The 22,023-nt window shown below is 38.3% G+C and carries 18 protein-coding genes and 1 riboswitch; of the genes, 5 read left to right on the top strand and 13 right to left on the bottom strand.

Features of this window, described 5'->3' with window-relative positions:
- Positions 1–26: 26 nt before the first annotated feature.
- The 6 genes from M2419_RS22140 to M2419_RS22115 all read right to left on the bottom strand — a co-directional run bounded on the left by M2419_RS22140 (position 27) and on the right by M2419_RS22115 (position 9,231).
- Positions 27–4,871, bottom strand: a complete 4,845-nt coding sequence (locus M2419_RS22140) for a DNA repair ATPase (protein WP_259255621.1) — start codon at positions 4,869–4,871, stop codon at positions 27–29.
- A 102-nt stretch (positions 4,872–4,973) separates the two neighbouring features.
- Entirely contained in the window at positions 4,974–7,091 is a 2,118-nt protein-coding gene (locus M2419_RS22135; RefSeq protein ID WP_153844909.1) for a flotillin family protein, read from the bottom strand.
- 120 nt (positions 7,092–7,211) lie between these two features.
- Positions 7,212–7,937 carry an OB-fold-containig protein gene (locus tag M2419_RS22130; RefSeq protein ID WP_153844910.1) on the bottom strand — a complete coding sequence of 242 codons (726 nt, stop codon included), beginning with the start codon at positions 7,935–7,937 and terminating at the stop codon, positions 7,212–7,214.
- 11 nt (positions 7,938–7,948) lie between these two features.
- Entirely contained in the window at positions 7,949–8,143 is a 195-nt protein-coding gene (locus M2419_RS22125; RefSeq protein WP_088160062.1) for a DUF4177 domain-containing protein, read from the bottom strand.
- The gene (locus tag M2419_RS22120) at positions 8,130–8,837 is read right to left on the bottom strand and encodes a PspA/IM30 family protein (protein WP_088160063.1); all 708 of its coding nucleotides are present in this window, start codon (positions 8,835–8,837) and stop codon (positions 8,130–8,132) included. The genes M2419_RS22125 and M2419_RS22120 overlap by 14 nt, the downstream gene beginning before the upstream one ends.
- Before the next feature lie 4 nt (positions 8,838–8,841).
- Complete coding sequence (locus M2419_RS22115) at positions 8,842–9,231, bottom strand: YbjN domain-containing protein (protein ID WP_046674974.1); 390 nt, start codon at positions 9,229–9,231, stop codon at positions 8,842–8,844.
- A 31-nt stretch (positions 9,232–9,262) separates the two neighbouring features.
- Here M2419_RS22115 and M2419_RS22110 point away from each other — a divergent pair, with 31 nt between their 5' ends.
- Both M2419_RS22110 and M2419_RS22105 read left to right on the top strand, forming a co-directional pair.
- Positions 9,263–9,982: a helix-turn-helix domain-containing protein gene (locus tag M2419_RS22110; RefSeq protein ID WP_227550099.1), complete on the top strand. Its 720-nt coding sequence runs from the start codon at positions 9,263–9,265 to the stop codon at positions 9,980–9,982.
- Between the two features lie 666 nt (positions 9,983–10,648).
- Positions 10,649–11,056, top strand: a complete 408-nt coding sequence (locus M2419_RS22105) for a hypothetical protein (RefSeq protein ID WP_153844911.1) — start codon at positions 10,649–10,651, stop codon at positions 11,054–11,056.
- A gap of 53 nt (positions 11,057–11,109) precedes the next feature.
- Here the strand turns inward: M2419_RS22105 and M2419_RS22100 are convergent, their stop codons facing one another.
- Entirely contained in the window at positions 11,110–11,505 is a 396-nt protein-coding gene (locus M2419_RS22100; RefSeq protein WP_153844912.1) for a single-stranded DNA-binding protein, read from the bottom strand.
- Positions 11,506–11,679: 174 nt separating this feature from the next.
- Here M2419_RS22100 and M2419_RS22095 point away from each other — a divergent pair, with 174 nt between their 5' ends.
- Positions 11,680–12,045, top strand: coding sequence for a hypothetical protein (locus M2419_RS22095; RefSeq protein ID WP_145327180.1), 366 nt, complete (start codon positions 11,680–11,682; stop codon positions 12,043–12,045).
- Positions 12,046–12,076: 31 nt separating this feature from the next.
- Here M2419_RS22095 and M2419_RS22090 read toward each other — a convergent pair whose 3' ends face one another.
- Positions 12,077–12,667, bottom strand: a complete 591-nt coding sequence (locus M2419_RS22090) for a helix-turn-helix domain-containing protein (protein WP_153844913.1) — start codon at positions 12,665–12,667, stop codon at positions 12,077–12,079.
- Positions 12,668–13,089: 422 nt separating this feature from the next.
- On the opposite strand from M2419_RS22090, the gene M2419_RS22085 reads away from it, so the two are divergent.
- A complete protein-coding gene (locus M2419_RS22085; RefSeq protein ID WP_153844914.1) occupies positions 13,090–13,620 on the top strand; it encodes a hypothetical protein in 531 nt (176 codons plus the stop codon).
- Between the two features lie 100 nt (positions 13,621–13,720).
- On the opposite strand, the gene metE is transcribed toward M2419_RS22085, so the two are convergent.
- From metE to M2419_RS22070, 3 genes are all read right to left on the bottom strand, one after another.
- Positions 13,721–16,033, bottom strand: a complete 2,313-nt coding sequence (metE, locus tag M2419_RS22080; RefSeq protein WP_159731409.1) for a 5-methyltetrahydropteroyltriglutamate--homocysteine S-methyltransferase — start codon at positions 16,031–16,033, stop codon at positions 13,721–13,723.
- Positions 16,034–16,111: 78 nt separating this feature from the next.
- A riboswitch (SAM riboswitch) is annotated at positions 16,112–16,215 on the bottom strand.
- Positions 16,216–16,399: 184 nt separating this feature from the next.
- Entirely contained in the window at positions 16,400–17,089 is a 690-nt protein-coding gene (locus M2419_RS22075; protein ID WP_172840643.1) for a response regulator transcription factor, read from the bottom strand.
- Positions 17,090–17,191: 102 nt separating this feature from the next.
- Positions 17,192–19,024 (bottom strand): sensor histidine kinase KdpD, encoded by a 1,833-nt coding sequence (locus M2419_RS22070; protein WP_153844916.1) that lies wholly within the window; start codon positions 19,022–19,024, stop codon positions 17,192–17,194.
- 381 nt (positions 19,025–19,405) lie between these two features.
- Here M2419_RS22070 and M2419_RS22065 point away from each other — a divergent pair, with 381 nt between their 5' ends.
- Positions 19,406–19,735 carry a hypothetical protein gene (locus M2419_RS22065; RefSeq protein ID WP_153844917.1) on the top strand — a complete coding sequence of 110 codons (330 nt, stop codon included), beginning with the start codon at positions 19,406–19,408 and terminating at the stop codon, positions 19,733–19,735.
- Between the two features lie 47 nt (positions 19,736–19,782).
- Here the strand turns inward: M2419_RS22065 and pyk are convergent, their stop codons facing one another.
- Both pyk and M2419_RS22055 read right to left on the bottom strand, forming a co-directional pair.
- Positions 19,783–21,210: a pyruvate kinase gene (gene pyk / locus M2419_RS22060; RefSeq protein ID WP_153844918.1), complete on the bottom strand. Its 1,428-nt coding sequence runs from the start codon at positions 21,208–21,210 to the stop codon at positions 19,783–19,785.
- Positions 21,211–21,344: 134 nt separating this feature from the next.
- Complete coding sequence (locus tag M2419_RS22055) at positions 21,345–21,839, bottom strand: IPExxxVDY family protein (RefSeq protein WP_227550100.1); 495 nt, start codon at positions 21,837–21,839, stop codon at positions 21,345–21,347.
- Positions 21,840–22,023 lie beyond the last annotated feature (184 nt).

The following is a 22,023-nucleotide window of genomic DNA, read 5'->3' as shown; positions in this document are numbered from 1 at the left end:
GTCAGCTGGAAAAATCATGAAAAATGCTAATTCTTATAAGCACGAATGGCCTGTATGATACCCTCTAGATTTTCGTTAAAGTCCTGCATTTGTGCAAACACCTTATCATCTTTGGCCAAACCACCATGTTTATTGTTCTTGCGGAAGATTTGTTTGATGTGTTCCCAGCGCTCTTGTTCCACATTGTTTATCAATCCGGCGAGTTCTTTCAATTTTAGAAGATTACTTTCTGTATCGGCAGTAAGGGTTTGTGACTCGCTTTCATAATGTGCGAGGATAACTTGATCGATTTCCTGATCGTTCATCATGGGCACGATCTGCGCAATGAGCTTGCTCATATTCCGGTAAGATCCTTGCATTTTGAACGGCGGTTCTGTTCGGTAATTGTCCTGCATGGCCGCACTTTGAATATAATTTTGATTGACCTTAATGACAACATTTCTGATCTTTAATACATGTTTTAATACCGTTATAAAATCATCGATATCTTGCTTCAGGTAATTGCCTTCTAAATCGGGAAGTTGGTCTACCACCGATTGCGCGTAGTTCACTAAAGCATAAAAGTCGTTGAAGGATTTGCTTGCTATTTTTTCAAGGTAGCTGTTTTCAATTGCCGCATTTTCGATCAAGCTTAGATTGAATAGTGCTTCGGTATCACCGATCACATCCCCTAGATTGTAGACATCGGCACGGTTGGCAAGCATATCTGGAATCTGAAATTTGGACCCGCTTTCTGTATAGGGGTTTCCAGCCATTACGATGCAGAATCTTTTCCCGCGCAAATCATATGTTTTACTCTCGCCTTCAAAAATACCGTCGATCTTACGTTGGCCGTCAGCCAATGAAATAAATTTCTGTAGGAATTCAGGATTCAAATGTTGGATATCATCGAGGTAGAGCATCACATTGTCGGCCATTTCAAAGGCAAGATTAATCTTCTTAAGTTCCTCACGTTCCCCGGAAGTTTTCGCCTCCACAGGATCAATTGAAGTAATGGAATGCCCAATTGTAGGTCCGTTGATTTTCACAAAATGTAATCCCATGGTTTTCGCTAGGTATTCCATCAATGTTGTCTTTCCGTAACCTGGCGGAGAAATGAGGAGAAGCATACCCATTCTGGCGGTACGTTTATTGTCGCCAGCTGCCCCAAGTTGTTTGGCCAGATTATTTCCGATCAATGGAAAGTAAACTTCGTTGATCAACTTATTGCGGACAAAGGATGTTAAGACTTTTGGTTCAAATTCTCCGATTTTCAGCTCCTTGGCATATGTTTTTCCAAGCTGCTCCTTCAAAGAAGCGAATTCTTGAAAACGAGGGGCATTCAATTCGGCAAATGTCTTCAACCTACTCAGAAATTGATGGTATTGAATCTGCTCTTCTCCATTGTTCAAGATCGGATGATTTCCCTTTAATCCCTGGATGAGCGCATTGTCTTTGGCGATGATCAATTGGTATTCATCTTTTGGATAAAGGAGTGTGACTGCAGTTTCCTCAATGTACTTGTGGAAAGCCTGGTAGTCACTGTTCTCGTCGATAAAAGAATTTAGCCAATTTAAAGTCAAATAGAAACGGTCTACGAGATTAAATTGTGTATGCTGAATATCTGCTTCAAAGAGTTTGAAACTCTTTTTGTTTTCCAATAACCTGATGAAAGCCTTCTTCAGTTCATCCGATTGCTCACTGACGACAAACTTGCTGTAGCTTGTGAAAGTCTGGAAAAGATAGCTCGCGATCTCCTCTCCACTAATTGTCGAGCGGTCCAAATGAGTGTCCCAATTGTTGAATAATTTTGTGAGTTCGTCAACGACAGATTGGTAGCGTGTGGAATTTGGAAATGCTTTTAATACGGAGTGTGTAGACTGGATCAACGCTTTCTGTTTTTCCTGTTGGTCTTGGGCCAGTGAATGCCAAAACAACTGCGCCATAGCACGCAAATGAGCATCGTAACGTAAAAGATCAAGCTTGCTGTCTAGCTGTTTGATGGTATCATAGATTACCAGGGCATCAAAATTATGCACTCCTTTGACATAACCTTCCGAATAACTTTGCTCGACAGTCTGATTGATAAACAGGTTGGCATCAAAATCGTGCTGTCCTTTAGAAGCAAGGAATGTTTTATAAGCGAGATATTCAGCTCGGTATACATCTTTGTTTTCGGAAATCAGTTCCTGATCCCAAATATCTCTAAAGTTTTCTATTTCGGAGCCTTTGACTTTTTGATAGAAGCTTGTTCCGGTAAGATGGAAGTATATTTCGTCATTTTTGCGCAAGAGCGTTAAACTAAGTGACTGATTATTGACGGCGAATTTATGCTTGCCAAGCGCAATAATATTCTCTCCATCTACAAAAAGATCATTCCTGTCACGTAAAATGCGCAATGCATCCTCTTGAGATTTTTTGAGTAGGTTTTCAAGATTTTCGGCTTTTGAAACATCACTGAGCGTTTTCAGTTCTTGCACAAGTTGTCTGATTTTGTCAATCATCAAATCTGAAGCAAAGAAACTCAGGATTTCTTCACGTGTTGCAAATGTCTTTGATTTGTTTTCGATATTCTTTAAAACACGAAGCCCAATTTGTTCGAGCGAAGAACTGCGTTTGTTGATCTGTTCAACGATTTGCTCTCTGCGGGAATTGAATGCTTTGATAACTTCATCGCGTTTATCTGCGATCTTCAGTGCAAAGTCCTCAAATTCTGAAAATTTACTTTCGAGTTCTTCCAGTTGGACAATGACTTTGGTGTAATACTCGTCTACTTTTTCTGTTGTTGTGGAGAGTTCAAGGTAGTTGGTGACAGATTGCTCCAGTAGCGTAAGCTGGGCCGAAAATTCTGCAATGGCTTCCGTACTTTTTAATGAATTGAGTTTGCGTGTAAGCTGCGACCGGACTTCATTCAAGGACGAGAAAATAACAGCTATCTTTTCAATTATTTTAGTCGTCTGGGTGGAATCGTCTATTTTTAAGCTGTTTAGTATGTCAATTAGGAGCTCGAGCTCACTGGATATTGCCGAATTCGTTTCCTCGATCGCTTTGGCATTATAAACTTTGATAATTGCAGCGACGTTGTTCTTCTGTTGTTCAACTTTTTGCTCATAGGACTGCAATGCCTCGTCGCGAAGCAAGAAGGCAATTGTCTTTTCGGCGAGTTCGGTGGTGATTGACTGTAGTTTATCGAGTAAAGCATCGATGCGGACTATATCGATATATTTGACATTTTTGAGGTCAATGATTTCGCCCTGTAAACGACGTGAATCTGCCAGTTGATGAACAAGTTGATCAAGCTTTTCGACTACTGTACTATTGATGGAAAAGGTAAGCTCTTCCATTTTCTTCTCGGCACTGCTATTGAGCTCTGTGGCGTATTTACGTTGGGCTTGAACCTTAACAAACTCGTCAATTGCTGTATTGGCAACTTCCTTGATTTGAGCTAATGGCTGCCCAAGGTTTGACAAGGCTTCATCCTTTATCCAAAAATAGGAGTCAAGCAGGACAGTCGATTTTTTGAGTATATCCTCGTAAAGACCTTCATAACTGTCTTCTTTGTTAATGAGCTGTATGACTTCTTGTGCCTCGGCCATGGCTTGTACGATCTGTTTATTACCAACCTTATAAAGCGGATCGTCTTTTTTTAGCTCATTTTCTTTGAGTACGGCCAAGTAAGGGGTTTCCCAGATCTGAACCTGATGATGCCTTGTTGCTTCAGCCTCTGTGTGAAAGTAAATTAAACTACCGTCTTTGAAAAGTGTGAAGCCATTGCAGATGATCGGAGTTTCGACATGCTGCTGAATGATATTATAAGACAGTAAGATGTAGGTATTCGTCTCTTCCTGACAAAAGATATAGAGAAAGTCTTCGCCGTTTGGTGATGCTATGCGTCTAAGGAAGCTAACCTGGTCAAACTGGACGTCAAAGATTTTATGGGTGCCATTCTGCAGGTAGTATCCGTTAGAAAAAATGATTCCTTGATTATCGGGAAGTAGAATGGCTGATTCATTAAGCGATTTAAGATTGACAACTTCTTTTGTCCGTTGGTTAAAGACAAATGCGCGGAAATCTTCTTGATAGGGTTTGATGCGAACGGCTATCAAATTGCCAAGGTCTGCATAATAGTAATCCGCATCGTCCAATTGTTGGTCGGTGTTTGAAACTTTTTCGGAGAAGATCCCTTTCCCCGTATCGGTATTATTTTCGATTTTGAAAGTAATATCGCCATTGATTGCTTCAATAAAGATTTTGTCCTTAATGGATATGTGTGGATGTTTCCCAAGACGACGATCTTCCAGTGTTGTTTTTGTCCAATCAAACTCAAACTGGTTAGGCAATTTGACCTCATGAATGCTTCGGTCGTCCTGATATTGAAGCGTTCCGTCTTTGATCAACCACTTGAAAGCTTTCAGGTCAGCAGGATTTTTGCTGGTCTGAAAGATCATGTAAAGATAGTTTTCCGTACGTCGAAACTTGGAAAAGATCGAGTCGCGATAGTATTTATATAGATTTTGATAATCACTAATGAAATTGTGATCATTGATCAGATCGAGTGATTGTGGTATAAACTGGTTGTTTTCAAATGCATATACACTAAAAACATCTTCGAGTTTAATTTCAGAGCGTAAGCCAAAATGGACATTATAGCCAAATATACATAGATTGTCGAGGGCTAAAATACCACGGGCAACACAGTTGTTTTCTGTGGTGATCCGTTGATTGGCCTTGAGTATAAAACTTGTCGCATTAAATACTTCCTTGCGGGCATCATTTAGCTGCAGGAGTTTGGAAGAAAGCTCTTCTTTTTGTGTAAGGAGTCGCTTTCGAATAATCTCATATGCACCTTGATCAAGGGAGTCGTTCTGGTTTATTACGTTTTCTTCTGGCATAAAATGAGCTTTATCGACTTTGTATATGTGGTGAAATCTTTTGTTTATTACCTGCAGTGATAAATAGCATTCATCTGCAGGCAATAATGGAGTAGGTATTAACTAAGACAGCTTTTTATTGGATATGCCTAAGTTTTTTGCTAACCCGAACAAAGAATTGATAAAACCGGTGTCTTCGCCATTTTCAGCGTCAGTCGCCGCTTGTTGAAGTTTTATCAATGCTGCTGAAACTGTGAGGTTCTTTATATCGTTTGTGGAAATTCCATATTTATCGGCTAATCCACGCACCTTCTCTGCAAGGTCTCCTTGTCCATCTGGACCTATCAGGGAATTTTTGATATCGGTCGCATGTTTGGAGTTGTCGATCAGATGGTCAAAACCTTTGGAATTGGAAACTTGACGGACGATATTCTCAAAGAACATCGTTTCACCCCCAACGATGTCGATTTTTGCCGTTTTAAGTGCTTCCGACAATACGCCAGCTTGTGCTTGAGCAATGTCTTTTTGGATATTGATGTGTGCGAGTTCAATATCACGTTCTTTTTGCAATTGCAATTTGAACTCTTCGTGATCTCTGCCCACACCATCCAATTTCTTCATCGCCTCTGCTTTCTCTTCGATACCTTTTGCTTCAGCAAGCGCTTTCTCACGCACAACTTCCGCTTGTGCTAAGCCCTCTTTACGCATCGCTTCCGCTTTCTTCTCGATCACATTAGCTTCAACGGTACCTTGTTTTTCTTCGGCTTCGGCTTTTGCAACCATCACTTCAGCTTCGGATAAGCCAAGCGCGGCTTCTTCTTTGGCTTGTGCTTCAGCAATAATTTTACGACTTTCGGCTTCCTTCAGTGATGCCTCTTTTTTCGCTTCAGCATCTATCAATAATTCCTGAGCACGCTTTTCGGCAATTTTACGAGCCGCCTCTGCGTCGATTACTTTTTTCTCCGCTTCCTGCTCTGCAGCAATTTTTGCAGCTTCGGCTGCCTTAACAGTGGATATTAATTTTTCTTCTGCTTCTTGTGATGCAGCGATAACACCAGCTTGTTTCTTTCGTTCTACTTCACGGAATACTTCGATGTCTTTGACGCCTTGTTGCTCTTCAATAACACCTTTCTCCAATTGTACGCGTTCCTTGATAACACCTTGGATACTTTTCTTTTCAGTCTCGATTGAGCGTTCTTTGTCGATTTGGGCCAAGGTAACAATGCGTTCACGTTCAGTTTGTTCCAAAGCACGGTCTTTCTCTACGCGTTCTGCTTCCACAGCATCCGTGCGCTGCTTGTTTTTCTCAGCAATGATGATCTGACGCAGCTTATTTTCTTCCTGTACTGCCAGCTGCTCTTCGGTAGAAATACGGACACTTTCATATTTTAAGCGCTCTTCTTCACGGACCTTTGCTATTTCTGCTTCTTCGCGGGCCTTGATGTTATCAATTTCACGTTTTTGCTTTTCTTCTTTTTCAGCAAGTTGACGATCAAGTTCCAAAATCGCTTCACGAGCTTCCACGTTTTGCTTTCTGATCAACTTCTCTTCGTCACGACGGATAAAATTGGCATTGATATTTTGCTTCGCCGTTAGCTCCGTTATTTTTTTAATGCCCTCACTGTCTAAGATATTGTTTGGATTGAGATGCTCAATATCTGTCTGCTCAAGATAGTCGATTGCACAGTCATCTAGAATATAACCGTTCAGGTCTGTTCCGATGATATCCAAAATTTCGTCGCGAAACTCCCGACGCGCTTCATACAATTCGATGAAATCAAATTTCTTACCGACTGTTTTTAAGGCCTCGGAGAATTTAGATTCAAAAATGCTTTTTAATGTTTCCGGCTCACTTGCACGGTCGCAACCTAAATTTTGGGCAACATTGATCACATCATCTACACTTTTATTGACGCGAACAAAGAAAGCAACTTTGATATCTGCACGAATATTGTCCTTGCAGATCAAACCCTCACCTTGCATACGGGCGATCTCAATTTTTTTGATAGAGATGTCCATGATCTCCATCTTGTGAAATACAGGTACAACATACATTCCTTTGTTGAATGCTACCTTTGTACCACCAACACCAGTTCGGACAATTGCTTTCCCTTGTGGAATTTTCTTATAGAATGCACTCAATACAACAAAGAATGCAAAAATTAAAAAGACAGCCAATCCGACAATTAAAAGTATAATTCCGTTTAAGCCACTTAAAAATAAAAGAGGTTGATATAGCATATGATTTGTATTTATTTAGATTTTAATATTTGGGTTTACGATTAGGATTTAAAAGAATAAATATCCGTTCTTTTAGGACAGTTGTTTAGGTGTCGATTCTTTTCTTTTATTCTTTTTTCATTAAATATTGTCTATCGTGATTTCTTTGGTCACATAATAATATTTCTTGTCCTTGGATTCGTCAACAATAATGACATCGTCTCCGTAGCCTATTTTCTCCCCATTGTGGCTGACAACATTGAGGCGAATAGGATCCTGTTGGATGATAAATTCGGCAGAACCTATTTTCTTGCCTTCAATACTGGCTCTCATTTTACCCATGCGACCAAGAAAATCGTGACTTTCTTCGCCATTGTAACCTATAGTTTTAAACATTTTAGCTAAGGGTTTGGTCAGAAAATGCATTAATATAAATGTAACAATGAAAACGGGGATTAGGATTAATACAGACTTTATTCCCCATGAAGCAACGTCGATAAAGAGCGAAGAAATAATGGTAATTATCCAGCCTATAAATTTGAATAGTGTTACAATAAGCATGATGGGTACTTTGCCAACATTGATGTAATCCATTGCTTTTGCAAAGAAACCAGGTTCTGTATTAGCGTCCGTATCCGTATGATGATGGTGAGCATGGTCGCCCCCCTCAGTTGCGATATCATGTGATCCATCAACGTCCGTGACATCAGGTGTGGGATGGAGGTCTATATCTGCATCGGCATCAAAGAGATGTACTCCATCACCCATCAGAAACATAAATAACCAATACACTACAGACATGCCAGTTAAGACTGTCATAATTCCATTGGATAATGGATTGAATAAGATATTGATTAGTTCTGTCATCGTGTTATTGTTTAAATTTTCTCCCTTTTGAATGTGTAATGGAACGACCAGGAACTGCCATTGACCTCAAGGTCCTGCATGGTTACCAGTTCCCAGCCTTGATTTCCAAGATCATTTAAGATTTCATCAATTTTTTCGGGATCCAACTTTGTTCCCCAGAAACCCTTAGGTTCAATTTTTAGCGTTTTATACTCAAATCTTTTCATCACTATTTAATTTTCTTTTTAGTTCTTCTAATTCGTTGTTGACGGCTTCAGACCCGCCGATGGTCTCGTTAATCTCATCAACTTTACTTTTATTACCTAGTGCAATCTCGCCATAGGCCTTCGCTAGTGCCTCGTCTTCCTCGACTTTCTCTTTCATACGTTCTAACATGGAAATCGTACTATTGGAATCGATATTAGCGAGCTGCCGATTGACCATTTTAGCTGCGTTAGAGACCTTTACACGTGCCTTTAATGTGGAGAGTTCACCTTCCCATTTCGATATATTGAATTTGAGAATGTCTACATTTTTGTGTAGCTCATCGGCTGAACTTTGATGAATCACGGCTTGTTTCTCCAATTCACTAGCTTCGATTAATAACTGTTTTTTCAGTAACAGCGCTTCCTTTGCCAGACCTTCGGCCTTTTCTGCCGTTAGCTCTCCCTTTTGTGCCTTTTGGAGTAATAGAATAGCTTTGTTCTCAAATTCATTGGCTTCTTCTTTTTTCTTTTCACAATTGTTTTGGGTACGTATGGCTAAGGCCTTCACTTTAGCATAGGCTTCCAACGATTGTTCCAGGTCCTCTTTCATCTCACGGATACCCTGTTCCGTCATTTTGATGGGGTCTTCCATTTTGTCCACGACTGCGTGGATCTCTGCTTGACCGATTCTGAAAATTCTCTTAAAAATATTCATTATTCTATAATTTTGAAAAACTTATTAACTGATTATAATATTCACTCATCAACAGACTCAGCGAATTGATGGCTGCATCAAATTCGTTCTGGTCGAGATTATGTATTTGTAACGTATACCGAAATATAACTTTGGTACCATCTTCCGTTAACGCAAATCCGCCGTGGATAATATCTCTATTTTTTATCAATAGTGATTTGAACATATCCATGGTGTCATTGCTGATTGTAAAAAGGTATTGCTCAAAAATCAGGATGGGTTGGGCAATGCCTACAATGAGGTTACGAATTCCGTCGTCTTCATTTTCGATGACAAAGATTCCTTCTTTTGTATCCTTATGGGTAATGGTGTAACCGATGTTGGCGATATAATTTTCAATTTTTGAGAAGTACATAATCAAGTTTTTTATATATTGCACATATTCTTTGCATAAAGGTAATAAAAATGCAAAAATATTTTGCAATAAAAATTCAATTTTTTTTAAAATGAGTAACGTAGGGAACAATATTAAGAAACTAAGAAAAGTGAAAGGAATGAGTCAACAGGCGTTTGGGGATATTTTTAATCTTACTAGAGGTAATATTTCGTCTTACGAAGAAATGCGTGCGGAACCAAAAATTGAAATTGTTCTTAAAATTGCAAATTATTTTGGCATTCCTGTGCAGCATCTTATTGAAAAAAATCTATCTGTCAATGAAATTCTTAATTTCAATGATTATTTTGAGCCAAATGTTTCTATTATTGGACGTAAAAGATTGTTACAAATCCCGCTGCTGGAACGGGATGCTATTTTTGAAGCGAGTACTCATTTTTCGAAATTAGATGAGCTTCCAATAATTGAATTTCCTTTGCAAAGTAGGAACCGTCTCATCGCAATCGAATATGCTGACCCTATTCCGGTACCGAGCGATTTTTTGGCTAGCCCTCAATCCATTTTGTTTTTTGAAGAAGTTGATGTTCAGAGCTTACATACTTTGGATAATGCCTTTGGTTTGTATTTTTCCGAGGAAGAGTTCTTTATTGGAAAATACAGTTTGCAGGAAAAGGAGATTAGTTTAGCCTTAAATGTCTGGAAGAAGATTGATTTCACTTTGGGAGAGAAAGCATATTTCTGGAAATTGTATGCCAAGTTTGAGCGAATCTAATCGCGTGGAACTTTTTCCTGCTGTTTATTTGGTATTGCCGGTATCGAGCGTATTTACATATTGTTACCATATTCTAGGTTAATGGTGTTATTGTACTCTACTTACAGGGGGTTAACAAGGGGTTTGCAGGGATTTACCCCTGCTATACCCCTGTTAACCCCCTGTTAACCCCCTGTTAACCCCATGTAATACCCCTACGAAAAGCGGTCTTGAGGTTGATCTGATGCTGACTTTCAGGCAAGAAAAGAAGACTACTAAATCAGGTCTGCAGATGTGAATGCCCACAAAAAATTTTGTGAAGTCGGGCATTGTAATTAAATTAGTTCGATAATAAAGTAAAACTTTTGCGCTGTTGATTCGCGTCTTTGGTTCATGAGAGATTATTCTAAACTGTTATCTCACAATAAAAATGGAAATTTGTGCAGGATTCGATCCAAGATCAGGAGTCAACACCTGGATAATAGGATAATGTATCATCAACAGAGAGTTGGTTTTTATTGGTAAGAATAAATCTCAAGGACGGTAATGTTATAAATCGGTAATGTTATAAGTAAGATAAATAGTGACGAACTTGTCGATCCGCTAAAAGTAGTGTGATTTATTTAGTTTCAGTACAACATGCATAAACGGCTAAATTACCATGGATAAAAAACTAAATTTAAATAGATGAAGAAAGTAACCTTATTAGCATTAATTGCTGGATTTTTTGTTATTTCCTGTAATAATTCCACGACTAAAAAAGTTGAAGTAAAAGATACGACTGCCGCTATTGACATTAAAAAAGATACGGCCAAAACGCTGCTGGAAAATAGAGGCGGCGAAGTGCCAATACCTAAATTTAGTTCTGTTGAGACACAAAAATTGGCGGAGGATTACACAAAATATATCAAGGAATTTATCGCTGTTGCTAAAAGTGGCGATGTTGTTAAGCTCAAGGAGCTTGCGTCCAAGCGTCAGGAATGGGCGACCAAAGAAACTGAAGCTGTTTCTAAGTTTACACCGGAAGATGCCAAATTATGGAAGGCTTATGCTGAGAACCTAGGAAGAGAGTTGACAGCAAGCCTAACAAAATAAGTTGGGAACAATCGACGAGGTAGAGACTTGAAAAATCTACCTCGTCGATCATACTAGAAGGGGAGGTCATCTTCAGTTTCATCCGGAAGTTTTGGGCTGTCTTCTTTGGCACCGTTGGACTCCGATAAAACCATGAAATTATCTACTTTAATTTCTGTGACATATTGTTTTACCCCATCTGCATTCTCATAATTACGATAGGTGAGTTTGCCCTCAACCATGAGTTTGGTTCCACGTTGGCATTTCTTTTCAATGGTATTGTTTTGATTACCCCAAACCACGAGTGTATGCCATTGAACTTCTTCAACCCACTCGCCGGCTTTGTTCTTGAAAAGATCATTGGTGGCGAGACGTAATACGGAATAATTTGTACCGGTGGAAGTTGTTTTGATTAATGGGTCGTTTCCTAAATGCCCAACCAATTGTACTTTGTTGCGTAATGTGCTCATGCGTCTAATTTTTAAATGTTTTTAATAATTCTTATTTTAGTTGACGGTCATTGGCTATCGATGCCAAATGATCTTAAGCAAAGGTGGGGCGGGGAAAAGAATATAGTCGTCTATTTACCATTTGTATTCGACTATAGTCGATTGTAACCGTTTGTTGTCGTTTAATCTTCCGTTATGAGTTCTGTCGAGAAAGTCTGCCTTGAATGTGGCAAGGGTATATATGGCCGTTCTGACAAGCGATTTTGTGATGATGCTTGCCGGAACGCCTATAACAATAAATTAAATAGCGACCAGACCAATATGGTGCGCAATGTGAATAATATCCTACGAAAAAACCGTCGTATTTTATTGGAAGCGTTGAGTGGGGAGGGTATGATCAAGATACAACGGGAAAAGTTAAAGCGGTTGGGATTTGATTTTAAGTTTCATACACATACTTTTTCCAATAACAAGGGACAGACCTATAACTTTATTTATGAAACAGGCTATCTGTTGCTGGAGAATGATTGGGTATTGATCGTTCAAAAGAAACCACTGTGATTTTAATCGCAACAGATTCATTAGTATTGGTTTAGTTTGCAGAACTGAGCTTGGCCTTCCTTATTGCGATATAATTAAAAATAGTGAAGGTTAGAATCAATATGTAGTAGCATACTGGGATGAGTAAAAAATAGGCGCTATTGAATATATCGCTTAAAAAAGACGGTAGTGAAATCTTAAAAAAATCTGCAATAATAATATAGCCTATGAAACTTCCGAGAAAAAATAGTCCAACAGCATGTATTACAATTATTTTTTTTAGGTGTTTACTGTATAAGGCGTCTTTGTTTTGCTTTGTATAGCCCATAATTGCTGGGACCAATAATCCTAATAACGGATTGACCAAAAAGGTGAGCGATGCTAAATATAGCGCTTTAATACTTCCTGTTTGATTGTTGTCGATACTGATTTGATTTACATTTGGCATAATGAGTTGTTCTAAAGGTATTTCCAAGATTTGACTGATCTGTTTGAGACTAAATCCACTGATTTCTTCAGTGCCTTTTTCGATGCGTTGCACTGTTCTTAGCGATACACCCGCCTGATCGGCGAGTTCCTGCTGCGTTAGTCCCTTACGTTTTCTTGATAGTTTGATTAATTGATTAGCTGATTGACTTTCCATAGTCCAAAGATGGGGAAATAGTCGTTGAATTTCAGCGAAATTGATGCGACAATAATATGCCAATATCGTGCTGTAAGATATAACGGATTAATAATCAAAAGTTTTTGGGAATTTGGTAAATATTTTGAATCTTTGCAATTTAATAGAGTAATTAATAAAAACGGAAGAATATGTTTGTAATATCAGAAAATCCCGCTTCGTCCACAGAGAAGATTCTCGGGAATATTCTTCGGAATACGGCCCTTTCCTAATCTTCTTTCTTAATACGTTAAGTAACCTATGTTGATATTGGCTAAAACTTGGCTCTCTAAATGGTGGTCCACTGTTCCAATATGCTTAGCTTATTATGGAGTTTTAAAAATCCAGTTACTTTCAAGGTTATTGTGAAAGCTGGATATGAATGTTATGTTTTAGAAAATTTTATGAATTCAGTAAATAAATATGTCCTTCAGGCACTGGATAATTATCCTATGTATTTGGAGGAGACCATGGAATCCTTATCCTATGCACTGTCTTATGATGAGTCTAATACAATGGCGCTATGTTTGATGGGAAGAGTTCATGCCGAACAGCTATTGGACTATGAGCAGGCAAAAAGGTATTTCCAGGAAGCTTTGGTGCATAATGTACAGGCATTGGAAGTATATCCTTATTTCATTCAGACATTGATTGATATGGGGGATTATGAAGCTGCAAAAAAGACGATTAAATTTGCTTTGACACTTCCGGCGATGCCCTTGACAGGGATTTGGATCAAGAAAGCACTTCTATTTGAAAAATTAAGAAAATACAAAAAGGCATTGAAGGCGTTAAAGATGGCAAAACTTGAAAATGTTGATCTTGATTTTTCGTCAAGCCTGAAGTCGATTGAAGATCGGATTAAAGGGAAACAGGAAATTAAGAACGGGAGAGAAAAGGAAAATAAGAAAGAAAAGAAGAACACCCGAAAATAGTCTCACACTATCCCGATAACAGTTTTTGTTTCGAACCAAGGTCCGATAAAGAAGCCCTAGATGAAATTTCATCTAGGGCTTTATCAATATAGTTTAAGAATTATTCTGCTCTTAAGATTTTCGCAGCCTCAACCATCGACTCTAAAGCCGCTTTGGTTTCTGGCCAAGCACGAGTTTTTAAACCACAGTCAGGGTTAACCCAAAGCTGTTCTGCTGGAACTACTGCTTTTGCTTTACGCAATAGATCTACCATCTCATCTTTGCTTGGAACACGTGGTGAGTGAATGTCATAGACACCTGGACCAATATCATTTGGATATTTGAAATCACCGGCGAAAGCATTCAACAATTTCATTTGAGAACGTGAAGTCTCAATCGTGATGACGTCAGCATCCATTGCAGCGATATCTTCGATTACATTATTGAACTCAGAGTAACACATGTGTGTGTGAATCTGTGTATCGTCTTCTACATTTGATGAAGAAACACGGAAAGCACGTACTGCCCAGTTCAAGTAATCTTTTTGATCAGCTTTACGTAGCGGCAATCCTTCACGGATAGCTGGTTCATCGATTTGTATGATTTTGATACCTGCTTTTTCCAACGCTTGTACTTCATCCAAGATCGCCAATGCAATTTGGTAAGTCGTTGTTGAACGCGGTTGATCATTACGTACGAAAGACCATTGTAAGATAGTAACCGGACCAGTCAACATACCTTTAACCGGACGGTTAGTCAATGATTGCGCGTATGAAGACCAACGGACAGTCATATCTTCAGGACGGTATACATCACCATAGATAATTGGAGGTTTTACACAACGTGAACCGTAAGATTGTACCCAGCCGTTTTGTGTGAAAGCGTAACCAGCCAATTGTTCACCGAAGTATTCAACCATGTCGTTACGTTCGAATTCGCCGTGTACTAATACGTCGATATCTAATTGCTCTTGAAGACGGATTGTGTTCTCAGTTTCTTCTGCGATTGCTTTATCATATTCTGCCTGCGTGATAGCACCTTTTTTCAAGTCTGCTCTCCATTTACGAACATCTTTCGTTTGTGGGAATGAACCAATAGTTGTAGTAGGGAATGCCGGCAAGTTGAATTTCGCTTGTTGCGCTGCTTTACGGTCAGCAAATGCTGAAGTACGTTTTGCATCGTTATCAGTGATATTGCTTGTACGTGTTTTAACCTCTGGTTTGTGGATCAATGGAGAAGTACGACGACTTTCAGCAGCAGCTTTGTTAGCTTCGAAGCGTTTTGCTGTTTCAGCATCAACTTCACCTTCCGCTAGTACGGCTAAGTCTTTTACCTCAGCTAATTTTTGTTTAGCAAATGCTAACCAGTTTTTTACTTCAGCTGGTAGCGATTGCTCATTGTGCTCATTGTCTAAGTCAAAAGGAACGTGCAACAATGATGAAGAAGGAGCTACCCATACACGGTCTTTTCCTAATGCATCAACAGCCTGTTTGATTTTAACCAATGATTTTTCGTAATCATTTTTCCAGATGTTACGGCCTTCAACAATACCCAAAGATAATGTTAATGAAGCAGGAACTTTAGCTAGTACCGTATCCAATTGGTTTTCACCGCGTACCAGATCTAAATGTAAAGCATGGATAGGTAGGTTAACTGCGATATCTTCGTTGTCTTTTAAAGCTTCGAAGTAAGTAGTCGCGATTAATTTGATATTTTTTGCTGCTGCAGCTAATTTTTCGAAAGTAGGTTGATATAAAGCTTTTACTTTAGCATCTAAATCCAATGCTAAGAAAGGCTCGTCAATCTGAACATATTGGGCACCAGCCTCAGCTAGTTTAGCTAATATTTGCTCATATACTGGAACAAGTTTATCCAATAAATCGATGCGGTCGAAGCCAGCTTCTTTTTCTTTACCGATCAAAAGGTAAGTGATAGGACCTAGTAGAACTGGTTTAGTATCGATGCCCAATGATTTTGCTTCGTTATATTCATTTAAGAATTTTTCGGACGTCAATTTGAATTCTTGATCTTTTGTGAATTCTGGCACCATATAGTGGTAGTTGGTATCCAACCACTTGGTCATTTCCATTGCAGTCACGTCGATTCCTTCTTGTTGGAAACCACGCGCCATGGCAAAATATAGATCTAAGCTGTAATTGTTGTCTACTTTATTCAATAAAGAATGGTAACGAGCAGGAATTGCACCAACAGTAAGGGTTAAATCCAATACTTGATCGTAAAAAGAGAAATCATTGGAAGGGATCAAATCTATTCCAGCATCTTTTTGTGTTTTCCAATTGCCTTCACGAATTTTTTTTGCGGTGTCCAATAATTCCTCAACAGAAGATTTTTTAGCCCAATAGGCCTCATTGGCTTTTTTCAATTCGCGGAACGCGCCCACACGAGGGTAACCTAAATTGTTAGTCAATAACATAATGAATGTTTTTAATATTTCTTTTTCAACTATATTTCTTGCTAGAGAGAGAAGGACACACTAGAATTCGGTGACTTCGGCTTATCATTCCCATATCAAGTAGGGTAGAATTTAGCACCTTGTCAAGGGACAGGTTGCTAAGGCTTCATCGGGTCTATTCCCTCTGCCTTTCTCTATAAGCGACGCTAAGTTAGAACATTTCTTTTTGAAATGCAAATTTTTTATAAAAGTGCATCAATTTTTTATATTCTACTAAGGATAAAATTGTTTTGTTCTTTTCTTTTCATCCGTGATTTAGTGTATGCCATGTTTCAATACGTTGTGGCATAAAAAATGGGGAATGACTGTTTCTCATTCCCCATTCTTTTAGCTCACCAAAAGTTTGTAACCTTTTCCGTGCACATTGACAATTTCAACCTTACTATCTTCTTTTAGATATTTACGAAGTTTACTGAGAAATACATCCATACTTCTACCCGTAAAGTAGTTGTCATCATGCCATATTTTTAATAAAGCTTCTTCCCGGGTCAGCACATCATTTTTCTTTAAACAAAGCAAACGTAGTAGTTCCGCTTCTTTGGTGGATAGTTTTTGCATCTGTCCTTTGTAAGAAATTTGCTGACTTGTATAATCAAAGAAATAATCACCAATTTCAAATTTATCAGCAACCACTTCCTCTTCTTTGTCTCGAACACTGCGCTTCAGCAAAGCATTGATGCGGAGCAATAATTCCTCCACTCGAAAAGGCTTTGTGATATAATCATCTCCCCCTAATTCAAAGGCTTCGGTTTTATCTTCCATCATCCCCTTTGCTGTGGCAAAGATAATAGGAACAGTGTTGTTTGTTTTTCTGATTTCACGTCCAACTGTAAATCCGTCCTTTTTTGGCATCATGACATCGAAAATACAGAGGTCGTAGTTATTTTTTTTGAATTGAGAAATCGCTTCATCTCCATCCGTGCATAATGTGACGTCAAATTTTCCCTTTAATTCGAGATAGTCTTTTAAAAGATCCCCCAAATTAGGATCATCTTCTGCTAATAATATCTTTTGCATAATGATTATATTAATTTTCACCAATGTCCCTTGATGCTGATAAATCAGCTTTCCTCAACCTTTGAAATTTTTTAAAGAGGAAATATACAAAAAAGGAACGTTTTATTTTTTAATAGGCAAAATTACTTCAAAGGTCGTGCCCTTATCTTTTTCACTTTTAACTGTAATTTTTCCGTTCAGCCTTCTCAGGATGTCCTGTACATAACTTAAGCCAAGACCAAATCCTTTGACATTATGAACATTTCCAGTTGGAATACGGTAGAACTGGTCGAAAATCTTTTGCAGGTGATCCCGGCTCATCCCAATACCGTTGTCGGCAATAGTGACGACAATGGTATCGCCAACATTTTTTGAATTGATGTTGACATGTAAATCTCCTTTGCTGTACTTGATGGCATTATCCAATAAATTGTAAAATACATTCGAAAAATGTAACTCATCACCGATGACAATATCCTTTGTCGCTGCAAGATCTATACTGAATTTTCCGCCGATATTCTGCATGCGTAGCTGCATACTGTCCGTTACTGCAGAAACAAGATCATTGATGCTTACTTCTACCTGGTCGAGTTTTAGCGTTTCTTTTTCTAGTCTTGCCAAATCGAGTACACGTTCAATATGATTTCCGAGTCTAACATTTTCGTCGTAGATGATATTAGCCAATTTCTGAACGCGCTTGTGGTCGGCATTGATGTCTGGATCTTTAAGTGACTCACTAGCAATCATAATTGTTGCAACAGGTGTTTTAAACTCATGCGTCATGTTGTTGATGAAATCTGTTTTCATTTCCGAAACTTTCTTTTGTCTGAAGATGATAATCAGTGTATAAGCAAAACAACCCACCAACAAGAAAAGTAGTGCCAGCATAGGTAGTAACAGATAGCCCATATTATCTGCGATTATTGCCTTTTTATTGGGGAAATAGATTGTTAATTTCCCTGGCGCAGCACCGATATCACCTTTAAAAAGTGCGGTCGAGTATTTTGTTGTATTTGTTGGGTTATTTAAAGCGGCTTCGTTTAAAATATTATTCAGTAATATATTGTTTGTACTCCATATTTCAATATTAAAAGGAGCTTTAATGTCGCGTTGAGCCAACTCTTCTTTGATAAGTTCTTGGACGATGATAACATTCAATCGATCTTTTAACGGACGTTTAGCCAGCTCCATTCCAATAGCAACATCTTCGATGTAGTCTGCTTTTTTGCCCCCCAGCATGGCAACGGAATCGTATACATTAAAACCACTCCAAGCATTTTTTCTGTTGAGAATATCCAATCTTTTTTCCAAATCAGAAATTGTTTTTGCAAGTTTCGTGTTCTCTCTAGGTGGTAATGTGGCTACCCTGAATTTTGTCTGTTGATTGACCAGTGGGTCCATAAGGGGGATAACAAACCGTGTGCTATCGTCTTTTCCACTAATCTGATCATCTACCTTTGATGCATTTAACATGATAAAAGCCTGTACCAGATTATCGTCGGTAAGCTCATTTGAAACAGAAAATTTGATGAATTTCTGGTACTCCGGTCTTTTGATGTATGTTTCGTAAAAAGAATTCTTGATTTCAATTACATTTGGATACAATGCGCGTAATTGGTCTTCTTGCTCTTTAAAGTTTGAGAAAACAACATGCTGTTTGTTTTTTAATTCTTCAATTCTATACTGTATTTCGAGTTGCTCGGCCAAAAGACGTTGTTTGGCTTGTTCCTGCTTGGATTTTTCAATATTACGTTCCTGTTGAACTTTAGCAAAGTCGACCACTTCCCGTCGTTCAAGCTTTCCGGCAACAGCTGTAATCGCAGCATTGACGGACTCATCAAATAATTGGGATTTTTGACGATAGGAATCTCTCAGAAAATAGAATTGCATAGCCAATACCCCAATTAGAGCTAGAGACATCAGTCCAATGATTAATACAATGCTATTTTTCTTCATTAGAATTGGGTATTAAATAAATGTATTTTGAATATATAACAAAGTTTATAGCACTCAGTTTATTTACCATTTGCGTATCCATCCCTTATACCATGTGAGTGGCCATTTAAGGTCCGGTAGCTCATATTTTCTTAAATTGTTACAAATATAAAGATGCTAATGTGTTTTGATGCTGTTTTAACAATGTTTAACAGCAATCTGTTTAAATATAGGTGCTGTTGTTTGTAAATTAGTGAATAGAAATGAATTATGTGCTGAATTGGTCTATTTGATAAATTTAATCTACGCGGTCGAGTCTGGCTGCTGTAGAAGTGAATAAGCCGAGTATAACGTGTTCATTGGTGCAAATGAGTGCAGATACTCTTTAACAACTATATAGAGATGAAAAGTTATGTATTATTATTGGTATTATCTTCCATAGGGACCATTGCTTTGGGGCAGGTGAAGGTAAAGCCGCAGATTCCTTTAATGGAGGAAAAAGAATCAAAGATGCCTGTCCTAAAATTGGATTCTTCAGATGAAAAATATCATATGCCCATTAAGAAGCCAAATCGTGTGGATGGTTTAGCTCCGATGCCAGGAACAGAAAAAATGCCCAAAGGTGATGAGAAAGAAAACAATCTTCCGTTTAGGCGCTTGAATGATTCGTTAAAGGTGAAGGACTTTAAATTAAAAATCGACTCCTTGTATCCAAACAAGCAAAAAAAATAGCGTTCTATCTAGAACACTATTTTTTTTGCTTTAATCCTTATTGTCCATTATAGCTGGGAAACACGGATTGTATTTGTTTTACCTTTTTCGATTAACGGCGTCGAAGCTGTATTGATAATGATAGATCCAGGTTTAACGTAGTTATTTTTTACAATAAATTTGTTAACATCATGGATAGATCCATCCGTGCTTTCGAACTTGTCGTAGATAAATGTTTTTACTCCCCAAAGTAGGCTGAGTTGTTTCAGCAATTTTTGTGTTCCTGTGAAAACTAAGATATCTACATTTGGTCTATAACTTGTAATTTCAAACGCTGTTGCTCCAGATGATGTTAATACCGCAATTGCTGATGCATTTGTTTTTTGAGCAAGGTAAACTGAAGAAGCACAAATCGCGTCCGGAATAAGTGTTCCGTCGTGGATTTCACTAACTTTCTCATTATAATAAGGATAAGAAGTTTGTTCCACGTGGATAATGATTTTGCTCATTGTTTCGATAACGATTTCAGGGAATTCACCAACTGAAGTCTCGCCACTTAACATCACAGCATCCGCTCCATCCAATACGGAGTTGGCTACGTCATTTACTTCAGCACGTGTAGGACGTGGTGTAGTGATCATACTTTCCAACATCTGTGTCGCAATGATCACTGGTTTTGAAAGATCTCTACATTTCTGTACGATGATCTTTTGAAGTCCTGGTACCTCTTCCATTGGAAGCTCAACACCCAAGTCTCCACGAGCAACCATAACAGCATCTGTAGCTTCAATAATTGCATCAATATTTTCAATCGCTTCTGGTTTTTCAACTTTTGCGATTACACGTGCATGGCTTCCTTTTGCCTCAATGATTTTTTTACATTGAAAAATATCTTCTGCCGAACGGACGAAAGACATAGCGATCCAGTCTGCACCATGATCCAAGGCAAAATTCAAGTTGTCTAAATCTTCTTCGGTCAACGAAGGGATAGATACTTTGGTATTTGGTAAGTTAACGCCTTTACGTGAAGTAAGAACACCTCCGTGTACAACTTCACAGGCAACAGTGTCTTTATGATTGGTCTCTAAAACACGAAGTTGAAGTTTTCCGTCGTCAAGTAAAATGATTTCGTTGGCTTCAACATCGTTTGGAAAGTTTTCGTATGTAATGTAGATTCTGTTTTCGTCTCCGATAAGCTCGTGTGTCGTGATTTCAACTTTTGAACCATTCACGAGAACAGCGCCACCTTCTTTCATTTTTCCGATCCTAATTTTTGGACCTTGTAAATCGGCTAAGATGGCAACATTGAATCCTGTTTCATTATTTATTGCATTTATAGTTTCGATTACCTTAAGGTGATCTTCCTGGCTGCCATGAGAGAAATTCAACCGGCACACATCAACCCCTTTGGCAATCATGTTGGTCAAAACTTGTTTGTCTGCCGAGGCAGGGCCTAATGTTGCGACAATTTTAGTCCTTTTTTGAACTTTTTCCATCTGTTATTTTGTATTTTAAATGTTCTTCATTAATCACAACAAATAGCAAACTATATTGTTGTGTTCTGTCAAAACTAAATCGAATTAATTTAGATCTAAACTGGGGTGTATTTGCTACACTAACCTACAGTTTGCTAAAATATGAGATTTTCTTTAGATTTCAATATTTTTGGCGATATTTCTTTTGCAATGACGACTTCGGGTAATTTGCTGATCCTTTTGATAATATGTTCCACGTCATCCTCACAGATGTAGTTTTTTATAATGATAAAAAAATCAAAGTGGGGGTTTTCAGGAATTAAATAAGTTCCTTCGATGCTCTTATTGTTGATAAGAAAATATTCGGTATCGGCATCGGGGATAAGGTGATGAAAAGCAGTGAAGTGGTAGCTTATTTTTTTCTTTGTGTCAAAGATAATATGATATTCAAGTTCTTCTTCGGGTTTGTTTTTTTGTCGACCATCGTGGTCGTATTTGCTTTCTTTTCCTCTGGAAAAATTCAGATTAGTCTCCTTGTTGATGAAATGGCAGAGTCGGTAATCTTTCAAAGAACAGGTAATGGCGAGTAGGGTAAAATCCAACTCTTCGTCCATATCCATATCTAATCTTGCTACTAACTTATTGACCACTTTAATGCTTAAATATATGTTCCTCTGCTAACGAAGGTACTAATAATTTCAAGGTTGGAATATACTTTTTGTGTAAAATTTGAGTTAATTAGCTGAGCGTTTGGAATACAAAATATTTTTTGTTATACTTGAACTAAGTTAATATAGAGTGGGTTAGCTAGTATAAGACGCGAATAAGTTCGGT

This window comes from Sphingobacterium sp. BIGb0116 (assembly GCF_024808035.1).
GTDB lineage: Bacteria > Bacteroidota > Bacteroidia > Sphingobacteriales > Sphingobacteriaceae > Sphingobacterium > Sphingobacterium paramultivorum.
This window is presented reverse-complemented; position numbering and strand designations above follow the sequence as displayed.